Source organism: Pseudomonas sp. DP-17, from assembly GCF_022380625.1.
In the GTDB taxonomy this organism is placed as follows: Bacteria; Pseudomonadota; Gammaproteobacteria; order Pseudomonadales; family Pseudomonadaceae; genus Pseudomonas; species Pseudomonas nitroreducens_A.
The window spans coordinates 44507-62898 of sequence record NZ_JAKSXG010000013.1; the positions used below are offsets into that span (position 1 = coordinate 44507).

The 18392-nt window shown below is 62.5% G+C and carries 16 protein-coding genes and 2 tRNA genes; 1 reads left to right on the forward strand and 17 read right to left on the reverse strand.

What is annotated here, in order from left to right; all coding sequences use genetic code 11:
* The first annotated feature begins 70 nt into the window (after nt 1-70).
* Nucleotides 71-1525 carry a rhomboid family intramembrane serine protease gene (locus MJ122_RS20480; protein ID WP_239745871.1) on the forward strand — a complete coding sequence of 485 codons (1455 nt, stop codon included), beginning with the start codon at nt 71-73 and terminating at the stop codon, nt 1523-1525.
* Between the two features lie 61 nt (nt 1526-1586).
* Here the strand turns inward: MJ122_RS20480 and MJ122_RS20485 are convergent, their stop codons facing one another.
* From MJ122_RS20485 to ftsH, 17 genes are all read right to left on the reverse strand, one after another.
* Nucleotides 1587-1784 carry a CsbD family protein gene (locus tag MJ122_RS20485; RefSeq protein WP_017518935.1) on the reverse strand — a complete coding sequence of 66 codons (198 nt, stop codon included), beginning with the start codon at nt 1782-1784 and terminating at the stop codon, nt 1587-1589.
* Between the two features lie 40 nt (nt 1785-1824).
* A complete protein-coding gene (locus MJ122_RS20490; RefSeq protein ID WP_017518936.1) occupies nt 1825-2172 on the reverse strand; it encodes a BON domain-containing protein in 348 nt (115 codons plus the stop codon).
* Nucleotides 2173-2367: 195 nt separating this feature from the next.
* Entirely contained in the window at nt 2368-3786 is a 1419-nt protein-coding gene (locus tag MJ122_RS20495) for a DUF4013 domain-containing protein (protein ID WP_239745872.1), read from the reverse strand.
* Nucleotides 3787-3879: 93 nt separating this feature from the next.
* Entirely contained in the window at nt 3880-5985 is a 2106-nt protein-coding gene (pnp, locus tag MJ122_RS20500; protein WP_088416383.1) for a polyribonucleotide nucleotidyltransferase, read from the reverse strand.
* A gap of 169 nt (nt 5986-6154) precedes the next feature.
* Entirely contained in the window at nt 6155-6424 is a 270-nt protein-coding gene (gene rpsO / locus MJ122_RS20505; RefSeq protein ID WP_017518939.1) for a 30S ribosomal protein S15, read from the reverse strand.
* 98 nt (nt 6425-6522) lie between these two features.
* Nucleotides 6523-7437, reverse strand: a complete 915-nt coding sequence (truB, locus tag MJ122_RS20510) for a tRNA pseudouridine(55) synthase TruB (protein ID WP_239745873.1) — start codon at nt 7435-7437, stop codon at nt 6523-6525.
* Between the two features lie 3 nt (nt 7438-7440).
* Nucleotides 7441-7830: a 30S ribosome-binding factor RbfA gene (rbfA, locus tag MJ122_RS20515; protein WP_239745874.1), complete on the reverse strand. Its 390-nt coding sequence runs from the start codon at nt 7828-7830 to the stop codon at nt 7441-7443.
* Nucleotides 7831-8040: 210 nt separating this feature from the next.
* On the reverse strand, nt 8041-10572 hold the full coding sequence (gene infB / locus MJ122_RS20520) for a translation initiation factor IF-2 (protein ID WP_239745875.1): 2532 nt from the start codon (nt 10570-10572) through the stop codon (nt 8041-8043).
* A gap of 27 nt (nt 10573-10599) precedes the next feature.
* Nucleotides 10600-12081, reverse strand: coding sequence for a transcription termination factor NusA (gene nusA, locus MJ122_RS20525; RefSeq protein ID WP_017518943.1), 1482 nt, complete (start codon nt 12079-12081; stop codon nt 10600-10602).
* A gap of 45 nt (nt 12082-12126) precedes the next feature.
* The gene (gene rimP, locus MJ122_RS20530) at nt 12127-12585 is read right to left on the reverse strand and encodes a ribosome maturation factor RimP (protein ID WP_026079041.1); all 459 of its coding nucleotides are present in this window, start codon (nt 12583-12585) and stop codon (nt 12127-12129) included.
* Between the two features lie 127 nt (nt 12586-12712).
* A tRNA-Met gene (locus MJ122_RS20535) sits at nt 12713-12789 on the reverse strand.
* A gap of 92 nt (nt 12790-12881) precedes the next feature.
* Nucleotides 12882-12967, reverse strand: a tRNA-Leu gene (locus MJ122_RS20540).
* Between the two features lie 16 nt (nt 12968-12983).
* Nucleotides 12984-13376, reverse strand: a complete 393-nt coding sequence (gene secG, locus MJ122_RS20545; RefSeq protein WP_017518945.1) for a preprotein translocase subunit SecG — start codon at nt 13374-13376, stop codon at nt 12984-12986.
* A 2-nt stretch (nt 13377-13378) separates the two neighbouring features.
* Nucleotides 13379-14134, reverse strand: coding sequence for a triose-phosphate isomerase (tpiA, locus tag MJ122_RS20550; protein WP_026079042.1), 756 nt, complete (start codon nt 14132-14134; stop codon nt 13379-13381).
* A gap of 65 nt (nt 14135-14199) precedes the next feature.
* Nucleotides 14200-15537: a phosphoglucosamine mutase gene (gene glmM / locus MJ122_RS20555; RefSeq protein ID WP_088416379.1), complete on the reverse strand. Its 1338-nt coding sequence runs from the start codon at nt 15535-15537 to the stop codon at nt 14200-14202.
* Entirely contained in the window at nt 15534-16400 is an 867-nt protein-coding gene (gene folP, locus MJ122_RS20560; protein ID WP_239745876.1) for a dihydropteroate synthase, read from the reverse strand. Before folP ends, glmM begins: the two co-directional genes overlap by 4 nt.
* Nucleotides 16401-16409: 9 nt before the next feature.
* Nucleotides 16410-18326 (reverse strand): ATP-dependent zinc metalloprotease FtsH, encoded by a 1917-nt coding sequence (gene ftsH, locus MJ122_RS20565; RefSeq protein ID WP_088416377.1) that lies wholly within the window; start codon nt 18324-18326, stop codon nt 16410-16412.
* Nucleotides 18327-18392: the final 66 nt, after the last annotated feature.

Below are 18392 nucleotides of genomic sequence, written 5' to 3' on the forward strand. Positions count from 1 at the left end.
GCGTACTGGCGAGGTGCTAGTCTCGCCGCCTCTGAAGCATTCACGCCATCCGGGCCAAGGAACGGTCGCCATGGTCATCGTCCCCGCCGAGCACCCGCTGGACTGGAAGAAACCTCCCGTCATCACGCTGCTGCTGATCGTCATCAACGTATTGATCTACTTCGGCTACCAGGGTGGCGACAGCACCCGGCGCGAAGAGGCGGTGCGCGTGTATCTCGCCCAGGACCTGCTCGGCCATGAACGCCCGCTTTTCAGCGCCTCGCTGGAGCGCCGCGACCGGCTGGAGGCCGATCAGCAACGCGCGCTCGAGGCCCTGCCCCGCCAGCAGTTGGCCTGGCTGGTGCTTTCGGATCTCGAGTTCGGCCATGAACTGCGCGCCCTGCCGGCTTTCCAGCGGGACGCCGCGTGGCAGGCAGCGCGCGCCAGGGCCGAAACGGCCCGCGACCAGACCAGCAGCCTGCGTTTCGGCTTCATCCCCGAGCGCTTCACCGTGCAGGGCCTGTTCGGTTCGATGTTCCTCCACGGCAGCTTCTGGCACCTGGCCGGCAATATGGTGTTCCTGTTCATCTTCGGCTTTGCCCTGGAGGCCGCGCTCGGACGGGCCACGTACCTGGGCCTCTACCTGCTCAGCGGCCTGTGCTCCGGGCTGCTGTGGTGGGCGCTCGATCCGTCCTGGGTACCGGGTATCGGCGCCTCGGGCGCCATCTCCGGTCTGATGGGCATGTACATCGGCGTCTACGGCCTGCGTCGTATCCAGTTCTTCTACTGGCTCGGCCCGCTGATGGGCTACCTCAAGGCCCCTGCGTTGTGGATCCTGCCGCTCTGGCTGGGCAAGGAGCTGTTCGGGCTGATCCGCGCAGCAGACCATGTGAATTACTACGCGCATATCGGTGGTCTGGTGTCCGGCTTCCTCGCCGTCTGGCTGCCGCGCAAGCTGGGGCGGATGCCGGTGGACGAGGCGTACCTGGCAAAGCAGGACCCGGATGCGTCGTTCAAGCGCGCCCTGGCAGCGCTGGACGAGATGATTGGCCGATTTGCCCTCGATCAGGCCGCTGCGCGTGGACCACAACTGCTGCAGCAGTTTCCCGGTCGCCCGGTGCTGGTCGAGCGCCTGTACGGCATAGCCAAGGGCCGACAGGACCGGGCGCTGATGAGCGAGACGCTCAAGCAACTGTTCGCCTTGCCCCCCTCCCCTGGCGCCGATGCCCTGCTGCGCCGGCTTGCCGCCGATAGCGCCGCGAGCGATGCAGCCCTGCTCTCGCACCCAGCGATCCAGCTACACCTGCTGCGCAAGTTGTTGCAACGCAATGAAACCTCGCAAGCACTGCACAGCTGGCGCCGCCTGGCACGCTCCGGCCAGTTGCCCGACTCACTGCCGGGCCTGACCCTCCAATTGGCCAAGCAGATGGGCCAGCGAGGTGAAGTGCAGGCGGTGCGGGAGCTCTCGCGCTTTCTCCGCCAGCATTACCCGGAAGCCGATCCGACGCGTCAATTGACGATCTACCAGCAGCACCTCGCTCCCTGACGCAAAACAAAAAGCCCCGCCGGCGAACCGGCGGGGCTTGGACCATCCCTGTGTCTGGGCGCTACAGGCGGCTGCTGAAATCGCGGACTTCCTCTTCCGCCTTTTCGCGAGTCCAGCCGTAGCGCTCCTGCAGTTTGCCTACCAGGTACTCAGCGTGTCCGTCCGCCGCCTGCAGGTCGTCGTCGGTAAGCTTGCCCCACTTTTCCTTGAGCGAGCCGGAAAGCTGCTTCCACTTGCCTTTGATAACGTCAGTGTTCATGGCGTTCCTCCTCTTGAAGTTTGAATGGGGAGTCGTGCCCTTACTCGACCGACTTGAGGCCATCGGCGGACACAGCGGTCACGCCCTTGATACCTTTGGCAGTCTTGATGGCAAGTTCTTTCTCGGCATCGGATTTGACGTTGCCGGACAGGGACACCACACCCTTGTTGGTCTCGACCTTGATGTTGGTGCCGCTGATGTCTTTGTCAGCGATCAGACTGGATTTCACCTTGCTGGTAATCCAGGTGTCGGAAACCGCCTCTTCAGTCTTCTGAACTGTATCGTTGGCGGCCAGGGTCGTCGGCTGGGCGAACACCGAGTTGGCGAACGAGAAGCTCAGGGCGGTTGCAGTGGCAGCGGCAAGAGCCAGTTTGTTGAAACGTTTCATGGCGGTTTCTCCTGAATTATTGGAAAACTGCGACCGTGCCTGGCAGCAGTTGCACAAGGGATATCGCAAGCGCTGTGCCAATTTCCAAAACCCAAGAAAAGCCTTTTAAATCAAAAATTTAAAAATATCCGACAAAAGCGGAGCGGTTGCACTTTGCATAAACTGCCGCTGCGCTTCATGCAAGTTGCACGGCTTTCAACCGGATTTCTTGTCCAGCTTCGCCAACACGGATTCGAGCTGGACCACCTCGCCCATCTGCTCGAAAGCGGGATAACGTTGGCGAATGAAAGCCAACAGCTGTTGTGCCGGCTGCACCTGCCCCAGCTCCTCTGAAAACGCCCGCGCGGCCATCAAGTAGGCGCGTGGGATGCCCGGATACTCAGGGAAGCGCTTGTGCAGGTTCCGCAGCAGACTCAGCCCCTCGCGGGCCTTGTGGCGCTCGATCAGCACCTCGGCGATGCGTTCGCAGACGGCCGGGTCTTCCGGCAGGTAATCCGCCTGCAACTGCCTGGCATTAAGAAAGGCGCTGGCGGCGAGGTGCGGATTGAGACGACTGGCGAGCCCCAGGTAATGCGGCAGATGGTTCAGGCATTCCGCACGCTCGCCGAGGGCAAACAGCAGCTGGTGGTAGCGCTCGTTCAGCTTGAGGTCCTGGCGCCCTTCGCGCAGGGCGGCCACGAGAATCTCCAGGGCGGCGCCGGTCTGCCCTTCCTTCACCCGCACCTCTGCCTCCGCCAGCGCCTTGCGACGGTGCCATTCCGGCGCGGCGAAGCCAGCAGGCGCATCGTCACCGGCGGATACGTAGCCCAGTTCGCCCTGATACTGGAAGACGGCATAGCCCATCATGGCGCACATCACCACGCTGAAATATCCCGTCAGGCCGGCCACCACTGGCACCATCACCACTCTTGGCAGGCCGTGGGACAGCAGCCAGCCCACGTAGGTAGGCGACTGCCAGAGTATGAACAGGAACGCGCAGAGGATCAGGTAACGCCAGCCCATGGCCGCGATCACCTGCCCCACCTCGCCGGGACTGAGCGCCGCGCCCAGGCTCTTGTCCAGGGACAGGCGAATGATGCTCGCCGGCAGCACCAGCACGATGGCGATGTTGGCTGCCCAGTAGATCGCCTCGCTGTGGAAATCGGCCGCCAGCCAGAGCAGCACGAGGGCAATCAGGAATACCGCCAGTTGCTGGAAAAAGGTGCGCAGGCTATCGGCGCTGAAGGCCTCGAGAAGGCCCGGAGCGTCCTGGCCGCCGAAGCTCGCTGCCTCGATCACGCTGTGCAGATACTTGGTCGCCACGCTGAGCAGGGCGATCCAGAGCAGGAAGACCGCCGGCATGAACACGCAGGCCAATGCCAGCAGGGCACAGAAGGCCAGCGGCCCGGCCTGGAAACCGTAGGCGAAGAAGTTCGGCAGGCGCTCCCAGAAGGGCTGCGCGGTGTTCGCCGCACCCAGGAAGCGCAGATGGCCGCGACATAGCGGGCACGCCGGAGCGTACTCCGGAGCGTCGGCGTTGAGGGGAATGCAGCAGTCACCGTAATGGCGCTCGCACGGCTGGCAATGCCATGTCGCGGGCTGTGCACTGTGATAGTGGCAGTAACGCTTGTCCATCTCGGGGCATCCTTGGGCGAGATCGGCGAATGGCGCATTCTCAAGGCAAAAAAAGAGGGCCCGCAAGGGGCCCTCTTTCACTTCACCGTCCGCTTACACGCCAGAGGCTTCAGCAGCGGCGACGTCCTTGATGGACAGCTTGATGCGGCCACGGTTGTCCACGTCGAGAACCAGGACTTTGACTTCCTGGCCTTCCTGCAGAACGTCGGTGACCTTGTCGATGCGCTTGTCGCTGATCTGCGAGATGTGCACCAGACCATCCTTGCCCGGCAGGATGTTGACGAAGGCGCCGAAGTCCACGATGCGCTCGACCTTGCCGACGTAGATCTTGCCGATCTCGGCTTCCGCGGTGATACCCAGGACGCGCTGCTTGGCGGCCTCGGCAGCTTCCTTGGTTTCGCCGTAGATCTTCACGCTGCCATCGTCCTCGATGTCGATCGAGGCCTTGGTCTCTTCGCAGATGCTGCGAATGGTGGCGCCGCCCTTGCCGATGACGTCGCGGATCTTGTCGGTGTCGATCTTCATCTGGATCATGGTCGGAGCGTTTTCCGACAGCTCGGCGCGCGGAGCGGCGATGATCTGGTTCATCTGGCCGAGGATGTTCAGGCGAGCCTCCAGGGCCTGGCCCAGGGCGATCTCCATGATCTCTTCGGTGATGCCGTTGATCTTGATGTCCATCTGCAGGGCAGTAACGCCCTTGTCGGTACCGGCAACCTTGAAGTCCATGTCGCCCAGGTGGTCTTCGTCACCCAGGATGTCGGTCAGGATGGCGAACTTGTCACCTTCCTTCACCAGACCCATGGCGATACCGGCAACCGGCGCCTTGACCGGCACACCGGCGTCCATCAGGGCCAGGGAAGCACCGCAGACGGAAGCCATGGAGCTGGAACCGTTGGACTCGGTGATCTCGGAAACCACACGAATGGTGTAGGGGAACTCGTCCTGGCTCGGCAGCATGGCGGCAACGCTGCGACGGGCCAGACGGCCATGGCCGATTTCACGACGGCCTGCGCTGCCCATGCGGCCACACTCGCCTACCGAGAACGGCGGGAAGTTGTAGTGCAGCATGAAGGGATCCTTGCGCTCGCCTTCAAGGGTGTCGAGCAGCTGGGCGTCACGGGCGGTGCCGAGGGTTGCAACGACCAGGGCCTGGGTTTCGCCACGGGTGAACAGTGCAGAGCCGTGGGTCTTGCCCAGTACGCCGACTTCGATCTTCAGCGGGCGAACGGTGCGGGTGTCGCGGCCATCGATACGCGGCTTGCCGTTGACGATGTTCTCGCGAACGGTGCGGTATTCCAGCAGGCCGAAGGCTTCCTTGACGTCACCCGCGGCGAACTGGCCTTCGCCTTCACCGGCGAACTTGGCGACAACCTGCTCGCGCAGGGCGTCCAGGGCCGCGTAACGGTCCTGCTTGACGGTAACGGTGTAGGCCTCGGAGATGGCAGCACCGAAGTCGGCCTTGATGGCATTGACCAGGGCGGTGTTCTCGACCGGGGCGGTCCAGTTCCAGCTCGGCTTGCCGGCTTCGGTAGCCAGCTCAGCGACGGCGCGGATGACGGCCTGGAATTCTTCATGGGCGAACAGAACAGCGCCCAGCATCTGGTCTTCGGTCAGCTCGTCGGCTTCGGATTCAACCATCAGCACGGCGTCGGAGGTACCGGCAACGACCATGTCGAGGCTGGAGCTCTGCTGCTGCTCGTAGGTCGGGTTGAGGATGTAGCCGATTTCCGGGTGGAAGCCAACGCGGGCAGCACCGATCGGACCGGCGAAGGGAATGCCGGAGATCGCCAGGGCGGCGGAGGTACCGATCATGGCGGCGATGTCCGGATCGGACTTCTTGTTGGTGGAAACGACGGTGCAGACGACCTGCACTTCGTTCATGAAGCCTTCGGGGAACAGCGGGCGGATCGGACGGTCGATCAGGCGCGAGGTCAGGGTTTCCTTCTCCGAAGGACGGCCTTCACGCTTGAAGAAGCCACCGGGGATACGGCCGGCTGCGTAGGTCTTCTCCTGGTAGTGCACGGAGAGCGGGAAGAAGCTCTTGCTCGGGTCGGCCTGCTTGGCACCGACGACGGTGCAGAGCACGGTGACGTCGTCCATGGTGACCAGGACGGCACCGGTGGCCTGGCGGGCGATGCGGCCAGTCTCGAGGGTTACGGTCGACTGACCGAACTGGAATTTCTTGATTACCGGGTTCACGGTTTCTCTACCTTCTCTTTAGTTGCCTTGGGGGAAATCGTGGAAATGCCGGGAGTCGGACCCGATTTCATTCCCTGTAAAAGCGAGAAAGCCGGGAGCCAGAGCCGATGAGCGGTTTACACCGCCCATCGACCCCGGACTCCCAGCTTCCCACTTCAGGCTTGCCGTCTTAGCGACGCAGGCCCAGGCGACCGATCAGGGCGCTGTAACGAGAGGTGTCCTTGCTCTTCAGGTAATCCAGCAGCTTACGACGCTGGTTGACCATGCGGATCAGGCCACGACGGGAGTGGTGGTCTTTGCCGTTGGCCTTGAAGTGGTCCTGCAGCTTGTTGATGTTGGCGGACAGCAGTGCAACCTGCACTTCCGGGGAACCGGTGTCGCCTTCAGCTTGCTTGTACTCGTTAACGATCTGGGCTTTTTCTTGGACGCTCAGTGCCATGATGGGGCTTCCTCTGAGGTAACAGGCCAGGGACTTCTCCCTGTGTTCATAGTAAGAGGAGTGACCGTGCCTGCTGACAGCCACCCTCGGTTTCGGCCTTAAGACCGAATCAGTCGACGCGGCGCCAGGCGCCCGTCTTCGACTACTTCACCGATGCCGATGAAGCGGCCTTCATGATCCTGCACCCGCAGCATGCCGAACTTCGGCATATCCGGGGCGCGTACCGGCTGACCATGCAGCCAGTAGTAGGCGCTGTGCTCGGACAACTGCAACAGCGGCCAGTGCTCCAGGCCGGCATCCACCGGCAACAGGAAGCGGTCGAGGGCTTCGTTGCCACCCTCGGCATGGGCTTTCTCGAGCTCCTCCAGCGTCACCGACTGGTTCAACTGGAAGGGACCTGCCTGGGTCCTGCGCAAGGCGGCGACGTGTGCGCCGCACCCAAGCTCGCGACCGAGGTCTTCGACCAGGGTGCGAATGTAGGTGCCCTTGCTGCAGGAAACGGCCAAGGTCGCACAGGGCGACTCGAAGGCAAGCAAATCCAGGCGCGCAATAGTAACAGAACGCGCCTCGCGCTCCACTACCTCTCCTGCACGGGCCAGCTTGTACAGTGGCTGGCCATCCTTCTTCAGCGCCGAGTACATCGGCGGCACCTGCTCTATATCGCCACGGAAGCGCGGCAGCAGGGCCTCGATGGCCTCCCGACCGCTGGTCACCTCGCGCTGCTCGACCACCTCGCCCTCGGCATCTGCGGTGGTGGTCGTGACGCCCAGCTTGGCAATCGTCTCGTAGGCCTTGTCGGCGTCGAGCAGGTACTGCGAGAACTTGGTCGCCTCGCCGAAGCAAAGCGGCAGCACGCCGGTAGCCAACGGATCGAGACTACCAGTGTGGCCAGCCTTCTCGGCGTTGAGCAGCCAGCGCACCTTCTGCAGGGCCTGGTTGGAACTCATGCCCAGCGGCTTGTCGAGAATCAGCACGCCGTTGACCGCGCGGCGGATGCGTTTGACCTGCGCCACGGCTTACTCCTCGGAGCCGCCGTCATGGCGGCGATCTTCAGCCACCGCGCGCTCGATCAGCGCCGAAAGTTCCGCACCACGGCGGATGCTGGCGTCATAGCTGAAGTGCAGTTGCGGCACGGTACGCAGCTTCATCGCCTTGCCCAGCTGCATGCGCAGGAAACCCGCGGCATCGTTGAGAATGCTGGTGTTCTGCTTCACCACTTCGGCGTTGTCGTCCTGGCCCATCACGGTGACGTACACCTTGGCATGGGACAGGTCACGGGCCACATCCACGCCGGTGATGGTCACCAGGCCCAGGCGGGGGTCCTTGATTTCACGCTGGATCAGCAGCGCCAGTTCGCGCTGCATCTGGTCGCCGATACGCTGGGTACGGCTGTACTCTTTTGCCATTTTTCTAACCTGCTTACCCGAGCCCAAGGCTCCGGCATCAATTACGGGTTTGAATTCGACCGGTTGACCGGGCGGGAAGCCGGATACGGTGCTCCAGCACGGCAAGGCTTCCCAACGACGTCATACGGTTGAAGGCGAATCCGTATAAGCGGCAAACGCCCGGGGCAGCTGTCTAGCTGGCCCGGGCGCTGCGTTCACGCTCGAATACTCTTACAGAGTACGAGCGACTTCGACCTTCTCGAATACTTCGATCTTGTCGCCGACGCGGACGTCGTTGTAGCTCTTAACGCCGATACCGCATTCCATGCCGGCACGCACTTCGGACACGTCATCCTTGAAGCGACGCAGGGATTCCAGCTCGCCTTCGAAGATGACCACGTCATCGCGCAGTACGCGGATCGGACGGTTGCGGTGCACCAGTCCCTCGGTGACCATGCAGCCGGCGACGGCGCCGAACTTCGGCGAACGGAACACGTCACGCACTTCGGCGATACCCAGGATGTTCTCGCGAACATCGCTGCCGAGCATGCCGGTCAGGGCTTTCTTGACGTCTTCGATGATGTCGTAGATCACGTTGTAGTAACGCATGTCGAGGCCTTCGGACTCGACGATCTTGCGCGCACCCGCATCGGCACGGACGTTGAAGCCGAACAGCACCGCATTGGAGGCCAGCGCCAGGTTGGCGTCGGACTCGGTGATACCACCAACGCCACCACCGACCACGCGGACCTGCACTTCGTCGTTGCCCAGGCCACTGAGCGAGCCCTGCAGGGCTTCCAGCGAACCACGGACATCGGACTTGAGCACGATGTTGAGGGTCTTCTTCTCTTCCTGGCCCATGTTCTCGAAGATGTTTTCCAGCTTGCCGGCGTGGGCACGAGCCAGTTTCACTTCGCGGAACTTGCCCTGACGGAACAGAGCGACTTCGCGGGCCTTCTTCTCGTCGGCAACCACGGTCATCTCGTCGCCGGCATCCGGGGTGCCATCCAAGCCGAGGATCTCGACCGGAATGGACGGACCGGCTTCCTTGATCGGCTTGCCGTTCTCGTCGAGCATCGCACGAACGCGGCCGTAGTTCACGCCGACCAGGACCATGTCGCCCTGACGCAGGGTACCGTCCTGAACCAGCACGGTGGCTACCGGGCCACGGCCCTTGTCCAGGCGGGACTCGACCACCACGCCACGGCCCGGGGCCGACGGAGTGGCTTTGAGCTCCAGCACTTCAGCTTGCAGCAGTACCGCTTCGAGCAGCTCGTCGACGCCGGTACCCAGCTTGGCGGAGACGTGCACGTACGGAGCATCGCCGCCCCACTCTTCCGGAATCACGTCCAGAGCGGCCAGGCCGTTCTTGATGTTGTCCGGGTTGGCGTCGGGCTTGTCGATCTTGTTCACCGCGACCACGATCGGCACGCCAGCCGCTTTCGCGTGCTGTACGGCTTCCTGGGTCTGCGGCATCACGCCGTCGTCCGCTGCCACCACGAGGATGACGATGTCGGTGGCCTGGGCACCACGGGCACGCATCGCGGTGAACGCGGCGTGGCCAGGGGTGTCGAGGAAGGTGACCATGCCGCGGTCGGTTTCCACGTGGTAGGCGCCGATGTGCTGGGTGATACCGCCGGCTTCGCCAGCTGCCACCTTGGCACGACGGATGTAGTCGAGCAGCGAGGTCTTGCCGTGGTCGACGTGGCCCATCACGGTCACGACCGGCGCGCGGGATACTGCCTCACCGACGAATTTCAGGGATTCGGCCAGTTGCTCTTCCAGGGCGTTCTCGCTGACCAGCTTGACCTTGTGGCCGAGTTCTTCGGCGATCAGCTGGGCGGTTTCCTGGTCGAGCACCTGGTTGATGGTCACCGGGGTGCCCATCTTGAACATGAACTTGACGACCTCGGCACCCTTCACCGACATCTGGGCGGCGAGCTCGCCCACGGTGATGGTCTCGCCGATATTCACTTCACGCACAATCGGTCCTGTCGGGCTCTGGAACCCGTGCTGGTTACGCTTCTTCAGCTTGCCCTTGCCGCGGCCACCGCCACGACGGCCAAAGCTGTCGTCGTCGTCGCCACCACCGCTGCGCACGACGCGCGGCGCCGTGGTCTTTTCCTTTTCCTTGATCGACGGGCGATGCTGGGCATGCTTGCGATCACGGCGCTCATCCTCGTCGTCGCGCTTGGGCGCGCGGCGTACTTCTTCCTTCTTGCGGTCATCCGCAGCAGGAGCAGCAGCGGCCGGCGCAGCCGGGGCGGGAGCCGCAGCGCGGGGCGCTTCGGTAGCAGCCGGAGCTGCAGCGGCAGGCGCAGCGCTGCTGGCCTGGCGAGCGGCGTCCGCCTGACGGCGGGCCTCTTCCTCGGCAGCACGCTGGCGAGACTCTTCCTCGGCCTTCAGACGCGCCGCTTCCTCAGCGGCACGCTGCTCTTCCAGCTCGCGCTGGCGCTCGGCCTCGAGCTCCTCGGGATCACGCTTGACGTAGGTCTTCTTCTTGCGAACCTCGACGCTGACAGTCTTGCTGCCAGCGACCCGGATGGTCGAGGTGGTCTTGCGTTGCAGGGTGATCTTGCGCGGCTCATCCGCGCGATCACCGTGGCTGCCTTTCAGGTGGGCCAGCAGCGCTTGCTTCTCGCTGTCGGTCACTACCTGCTCGGCATCGTTATGGGGCAGACCCGCTTCGCGCATCTGCAGCAGCAGGCGCTCCACCGGCGTATCGACCGTCTTGGCCAGTTCTTTCACCGTGACTTGCGTCATGCACTTCTCTCCTCAGGCCGCGAATGCTTACTCGAACCAATGGGCCCGGGCGGCCATGATCAACTTGCCGGCACGCTCTTCGTCCATGCCGTCGATGTCGAGCAGATCGTCAATGGATTGCTCGGCAAGATCTTCACGGGTGGTTACGCCACGCAGTGCCAGGTCCACGGCCAGCTCTTTGGTCATACCATCGAGGCTGAGCAGGTCTTCGGCAGGTTGTGCGTCGGCGAGTTTCTCTTCAGTGGCGATGGCTTTGGTCAGCAGGCGGTCCTTGGCACGCGAGCGCAGCTCGTTGACGATGTCTTCGTCGAAGCCGTCGATGCTGAGCATCTCTTCCATCGGTACGTAGGCGATCTCTTCCAGGGTGGTGAAACCTTCTTCCACCAGGACCTGGGCGAGTTCTTCGTCGACATCCAGCTCGTCGACGAAGCGCTGCAGGATGTCGCCAGTTTCAGCCTGCTGTTTGGCCTGGATATCGGCCTCGGTCATCACGTTCAGGGTCCAGCCGGTGAGCTGGCTGGCCAGACGGACGTTCTGGCCACTGCGGCCAATGGCCTGCGCCAGGTTGTCCTCGGCAACGGCGATATCCATGGTGTGGGTATCTTCGTCGACGATGATCGCCGCCACTTCGGCCGGGGCCATGGCGTTGATCACGAACTGCGCGGGGTTGTCGTCCCAGAGGACGATGTCCACACGCTCGCCGCCCAGCTCGCCGGAGACGGCCTGGACGCGGGAACCACGCATACCGATGCAGGCGCCCTGCGGATCGATACGTTTGTCCTTGGAGCGAACGGCGATCTTGGCGCGCGAACCCGGATCGCGGGCAGCGGCCATCACGTCGATCAGTTGTTCGGCAATTTCCGGTACTTCGATACGGAACAGCTCGATCAGCATTTCCGGCGCGGTACGCGACAGGATCAACTGAGGGCCACGGTTCTCGCTGCGGATTTCCTTGAGCAGGGCGCGCACGCGGGTGCCGACGCGGAAGGTTTCACGCGGGATGATCTGGTCGCGGGCCAGCAGCGCTTCGGCGTTGTTGCCCAGATCGACGATCACGTTGTCACGGGTGACCTTCTTGACGGTGCCGGAGATGATCTCGTTGACCTTCTCACGGTAGGCATCAACCACCTGGGCGCGCTCGGCTTCGCGAACCTTCTGCACGATGACCTGCTTGGCGGTCTGTGCGGCGATACGGCCGAACTCGATGGATTCGATCTTCTCTTCGATGACCTCGCCGGCTTTCATGCCGGGGTGCTCTTCCTGCACGTCCTCGACGGTCAGTTCCGATGCCGGGTTGGAGTAGTCCTCGTCTTCGACGATGGTCCAGCGACGGAAAGTTTCGTAGTTGCCGTTGGCGCGGTTGATTTCCACGCGCAGGTCAACCTCGTCCTCGAAACGCTTTTTGGTCGCGGTCGCCAGGGCCAGCTCCAGCGCTTCGAAAATCACGCCAGGCGGTACACCCTTCTCGTTGGATACCGACTCAACAACCAGCAGTACTTCTTTGCTCATCGTACGCCTCGCCTTTCAATCCATTGGAATCCGCGCTCTGGCGGCTCACTCAAATCGGGGGATGATGTTGGCCTTGTCGATCGAGTCGACCGGCAGCAGGTATTCATGGTCGTCTACCAGGACCACCACATCCTGCTCCTCCACACCACGGAGAATGCCCTGGAAATTGCGACGCCGTTCGAAGGGCGTGCGCAGCTTGATCTTCACCTGCTCGCCGACGTAGCGGGCGAACTGTTCGAGAGTGAAGAGCGGCCGATCCATACCGGGCGACGACACCTCGAGGGTGTACTCGCCACTGATCGGATCTTCCACGTCCAGGATGCCGCTGACCTGACGACTGACGATTTCGCAGTCATCGATCAGGATGCCTTCCGGACGATCGATATAAACCCGGAGCAGGGAATGGCGACCTTGGGAAATGAACTCCAGGCCCCAGCACTCATAGCCGAGCGCCTCTACCACAGGGGCCAACAAGGCCTGCAACTGTTCTAGCTTGCTCGACACCTGATCGCCTCGCGTATGCTGTAGAAACAAAAAATGGGCGAAACGCCCATCCCTTAAGGACCGCCCTGAACCGGCGGCGCGGACTGTCCAGCTAGCAAAAAGCCCCTGAAAAGGGGCTCTGCCAAACTGGTTGCGGGAGCTGGATTTGAACCAACGACCTTCGGGTTATGAGCCCGACGAGCTACCAGACTGCTCCATCCCGCGTCAAAGCTGGTGCGAAATTATACGGTTGAGCCCCTTCCAGGTCAACCGAAACACCGAAACGACAAGGCCCGCGTTGCGGGCCTTTTCGTATATGGTACCGAGGAGGGGACTCGAACCCCTACAGCCTATGGCCACTACCACCTCAAGGTAGCGTGTCTACCAATTCCACCACCTCGGCAAAAACTCTTGCCTGCTTACTTCTGCTCAGGAGCCGCCGGAACGTCGCCGTTACCGCCTGCAGGGGCTTGAGGCTGCCCTTGCGCGCCCGGCACGTCGCTAGCTGCCGGAGCTTGTTCCTGCTTTTGCTCCATCACTGCCGGATCAGGAAGCCCGGCGTGACGAATTATATCAGCTTTTTCTTTAGCAAAATACGCTAAACCCAAGCTGGTAATAAAAAAAACTGCTGCCAACACAGCGGTGAAACGACTCAGGAAGGTAGCGGAACCCTGGCTACCGAAAACGGTACCCGAGGCGCCAGCACCAAACGACGCACCGGCGTCGGCACCCTTGCCTTGCTGAAGCAGGACCAGCACAACCAGACCCAGCGCCATCAGCAGGTGAATCACGATTACAACTGTTTCCAGCATCTTCAGTTTCCTGCGGCGCGACAGATCGCACCGAACTCATCTGCATTCAGGGAAGCCCCACCAATGAGCCCCCCATCGATATCCGGCATGCCGAAAAGTTCGACAGCATTGGCGGCCTTGACACTACCGCCATACAGGAGACGAAGGCCGCGGGCCACCTCTGCGTTTTCCGCCGAGATCTGCGCGCGAATCGCCGCATGTACTTCCTGGGCCTGCTCGGGAGAAGCGGTCAGCCCCGTCCCAATCGCCCACACCGGCTCGTAAGCCACAACAGCGCGGGAGAAAGCCCCAACACCGAGATCTTCGATCACCGAGCCCAACTGGCGCCCGACAACTTCAAGAGTCTTGCCCGCCTCACGCTGCTCGCGGGTTTCACCCACGCACAGGATCGGAACCAGGCCACACGATTGAACCGCTGCAAACTTGCGGCTGATCACGCCATCGCTTTCACCCAGGATCAGGCGACGCTCGGAGTGACCCACCAGCACCAGGGAGCAGTTCGCATCTGCCAACTGGCTGGCTGCGATCTCGCCCGTCAAGGCACCCTGCATCGGCTCAACCGCGCAATTCTGCGCACCGACGGCAACCGTCTTTCCATCCAGGCCTTGCACGACCTGATTGATGTACAGACAAGGCGGGAACACCGCCACATCGACACCTGTAGGAAGAGCCAGTTGACGCAGGCCTTTGATCAGCTCCGTTACGCTGGAGCGGGTACCGTGCATTTTCCAATTACCGGCCACCAAGGGTCGACGCATGCTGTACCTCGCTGAGCAAAGTGGGCGCAGATATTACTCGACGCTTTTGGAACTGACAAGAGAAATCAAGCACATACCTCTGTAACGACTTTTGCCAGCTGTTCGGCGTAAGCGCGAACGCGAGCTTCCTCGTCGCCCTCGACCATCACTCGCACCAGCGGCTCGGTGCCGGATTTGCGCAGCAGCACGCGCCCGCGCCCGGCCATTTCCTGGGTCACCTTGGCGCAAGCTTCCTTAACCGCCGGATGCTCCAGAGGATCGACACCACCAGCGAAGCGTACATTGATCAGCACCTGCGGGCACTTGCGAATACCCATCCGCGCCTCGGCCAGGTTCTGGCCGCGGGTTTTCAGCGCCATGAGCACCTGCAGCGCCGCGATGATCGCGTCACCCGTCGTGGTGTGCTGGCAGCAGACCACATGGCCGGAGTTTTCGCCGCCCAGCTGCCAGTTGCGCGACTGCAGCTCGGACATCACGTAGCGATCGCCCACCTTGGCGCGAGCAAACGGAATGTGAAGATCCTGAAGCGCCAGCTCGAGGCCCAGGTTACTCATCAGGGTCCCGACCACGCCGCCATGCAGCTTGCCGCGGTCGAGCATGTCGCGCGCGATGAGGTAGAGAATCTCGTCGCCATCGACGATGGTGCCGGTATGGTCGACCATCATCACGCGATCGCCATCGCCGTCGAAGGCAATGCCGATGTCAGCGTGCTGGGCCAGCACGGCCTCCTGGAGCGCCCCCATATGGGTAGAGCCACAGTTGTCGTTGATGTTGAGGCCGTTGGGCTCGGCACCGATAACGAACACTTCGGCACCCAGCTCCCGGAAAACATTGGGGGCAATCTTGTAGGTCGCGCCATGAGCGCAATCCAGCGCGATGCGCAAACCGGCAAAGCTGGTGTTCGAGGGTACGCTGCTCTTGCAGAACTCGATGTAGCGGCCAGCCGCATCGTTGATCCGCGAGACCTTGCCCAGGCGGGCGGACTCGACCACGGTCATCGGCGCGTCCAGGAGCTCCTCGATGATCAGCTCGACCTCGTCGGGCAGCTTGGTGCCCTGGCCGGAGAAGAACTTGATGCCGTTGTCGTCATGCGGATTGTGCGAGGCACTGATGACGATACCGGCTTCGGCATGGAAGGTGCGCGTCAGGTAGGCAATACCGGGAGTCGGCATGGGGCCGAGCAGCATCACGTCGGCGCCGGCAGCGGACAAGCCAGCCTCCAGCGCGGACTCGAACATGTAGCCGGAAATGCGCGTGTCCTTGCCCACCAGCACTCGGCATTTGCCCTGCTGACGGAAGGCCATGCCCACAGCCCAGCCCAACTTGAGCACGAAGTCCGGCGTGATCGGGGGAGTACCAACGCGCCCACGGATCCCGTCGGTACCAAAGTACTTCCTGCTCATGCCTGTTCTCCTTCTGTTGCGCTTTCCACCGCGTGGATCATTCGCACTACGTCAACGGTCTGGGCCACATCGTGCACCCGGATAATGCTAGCCCCCTTGGTCACCGCCAGAGCGGCGAGCGCAAGGCTGCCATAAAGTCTTTCGCCGACCTCGCGCTCAAGTGCGCGACCGACCATGCTCTTGCGCGAGACGCCTACCAACAGCGGGCACCCCAGGTCCATCAACCGGCCCATCTGCCGGAACAGGTTGAGGTTATGGCTCTGCGTCTTGGCAAAACCGAAGCCAGGATCGATGACAATCCGTTGTCGGACAATGCCTACGGATTCGCACACCGCGATGCGCCCCTCGAGGAAGCCACGGACCTCCTGAAGGATATCCGGGTAACGCGGGTCGTCCTGCATGTTCCCCGGCTCGCCACGCATGTGCATCAGGCACACCGGGAGCCCGGTATCGACGGCCGCATCCAGGGCGCCATCACGCTGCAGGGAGCGCACATCATTGATCAGGCCCGCTCCGAGACGAGCAGTCTCGCGCATGACGGCCGGTGTGGACGTATCCACCGAAATCACCACATCCAGCTCGCGAGCAATGGCATCGACCACCGGAGCGACGCGCTCCAACTCCTCCGTCGGCGAAACCACACGAGCGCCTGGGCGCGTCGACTCACCGCCGATATCGATCAGCGTGGCGCCGGCCGCGACCATCTCCGCCGCGTGACGCAACGCAGCATCATGCCGGTTGAAGCGCCCGCCGTCGGAGAAGGAATCAGGAGTGACATTGAGGATGCCCATGACGTGCGGGCGGCTTAAATCAAGAACCCGGTTGCCGCAAGGCAACCGGGTCGGGTGGTACAACGAACTCATTCAGTGCTCTCAGTGTTCGCCGGCGGGCCCGCCAATCGGGTTTTCCTGGCGACCTTCCTCGCGCGGCGCGGCAGCGTTGCCGGAGGAACCGGAGTTGCCGCCCTGCCAGTCACGGGGCTCGCGCGGAGTGCGGCCAGCCATGATGTCGTCGATCTGATCGGCATCGATGGTTTCGTACTTCATCAGCGCGTCGGCCATCATGTCGAGCTTGTCGCGGTTCTCTTCCAGCAACCGCTTGGCGGTGCCGTAGCAGTCGTCGATGATGCGCCGCACTTCCTGGTCGATCAGCTTGGCGGTCTCACCCGAAATATTCGAGTGCTGGCCACCGGCGCTGCGGCCGAGGAAGACCTCGCCCTCCTCTTCCGCGTACATCAGCGGACCGAGCTTCTCGGACAGACCCCACTTGGTCACCATATTCCGCGCCAACTGGGTGGCACGCATGATGTCGTTGGAGGCGCCGGTGGTCACGCCTTCGAAGCCCAAGGTCATCTCTTCGGCGATGCGGCCGCCGAACAGCGAGCAGATCTGGCTTTCCAGGGCACGCTTGGACAGGCTGTAACGGTCCTCTTCCGGCAGGAACATGGTCACACCCAAGGCGCGACCGCGCGGAATGATGGAAACCTTGTAGACCGGATCGTGCTCCGGAACCAGACGACCGACAATGGCGTGGCCGGCTTCGTGGAACGCGGTGTTCTTCTTCTCCTTCTCGGACATGACCATGGTCTTGCGCTCGGCGCCCATCATGATCTTGTCCTTGGCCAGTTCGAACTCACGCATGTCGACGATGCGCTTGTTGGAGCGGGCGGCGAACAGCGAGGCCTCGTTGACCAGGTTGGCCAGATCGGCACCGGAGAAGCCCGGGGTACCGCGCGCAATCACGGCTGGATCGACGTTGTCGCCCAGGGGGACTTTGCGCATGTGCACTTTCAGGATCTGTTCGCGGCCACGAATATCCGGCAGACCGACCACCACCTGGCGGTCGAAGCGGCCCGGACGCAGCAGCGCGGGGTCGAGTACGTCCGGACGGTTGGTCGCGGCGATGACGATGATGCCGTCATTCATCTCGAAGCCGTCCATCTCCACCAGCAACTGGTTGAGGGTCTGTTCGCGCTCGTCGTGACCGCCGCCCAGGCCAGCGCCACGATGGCGGCCGACGGCGTCGATCTCGTCGATGAAGATGATGCAGGGCGCGTGCTTCTTGGCCTGATCGAACATGTCGCGAACGCGCGAGGCACCCACGCCGACGAACATTTCCACGAAGTCCGAACCGGAAATGGTGAAGAACGGCACCTTGGCTTCGCCGGCGATCGCCTTGGCGAGCAGGGTCTTACCGGTACCGGGCGGGCCGACCATCAGCACGCCGCGTGGGATACGACCGCCCAGGCGCTGGAACTTGCCCGGATCGCGGAGGAATTCCACCAGTTCGCTGACTTCTTCCTTGGCCTCGTCGCAACCGGCAACGTCGGCAAAGGTGGTCTTGACCTGGTCTTCCGACAACAGGCGGGCCTTGCTCTTGCCGAAGCTCATCGGCCCGCCGCGGCCGCCGCCGCCGCCCTGCATCTGGCGCATGAAGAACATGAAGACCGCGATGATCACCAGGATCGGGAAGCTCGCGACCAGCAACTGGGTCCAGATGCTCTGCTGCTCGGGCTGCTTGCCTTCGACAACCACGTTATTGTTGACCAGGTCGCCGATCAGGCCGTTGTCCTGGATCGCCGGGCGGATGGTCTTGAAGGTGTCACCATCCTGGCGCTTGCCGGTGATGACATAGCCGTCGACGGTCACGCGCTCGACCTTGCCGTCCTTCACCTGCTGGATGAAGTCGGAATAGTTGAGCGTCTGCGGCTCGCTCGGGCTGGAGAAGTTGTTCATCACAGTGACGAGTACCGCCGCGATGATGAGCCACAGAATCAGGTTCTTTGCCATGTCGTTCAATTGACTACCCTCTGAAGCCGGCTCCGCCCTGGAAACCGCTTCTCACGACGGCCAGAC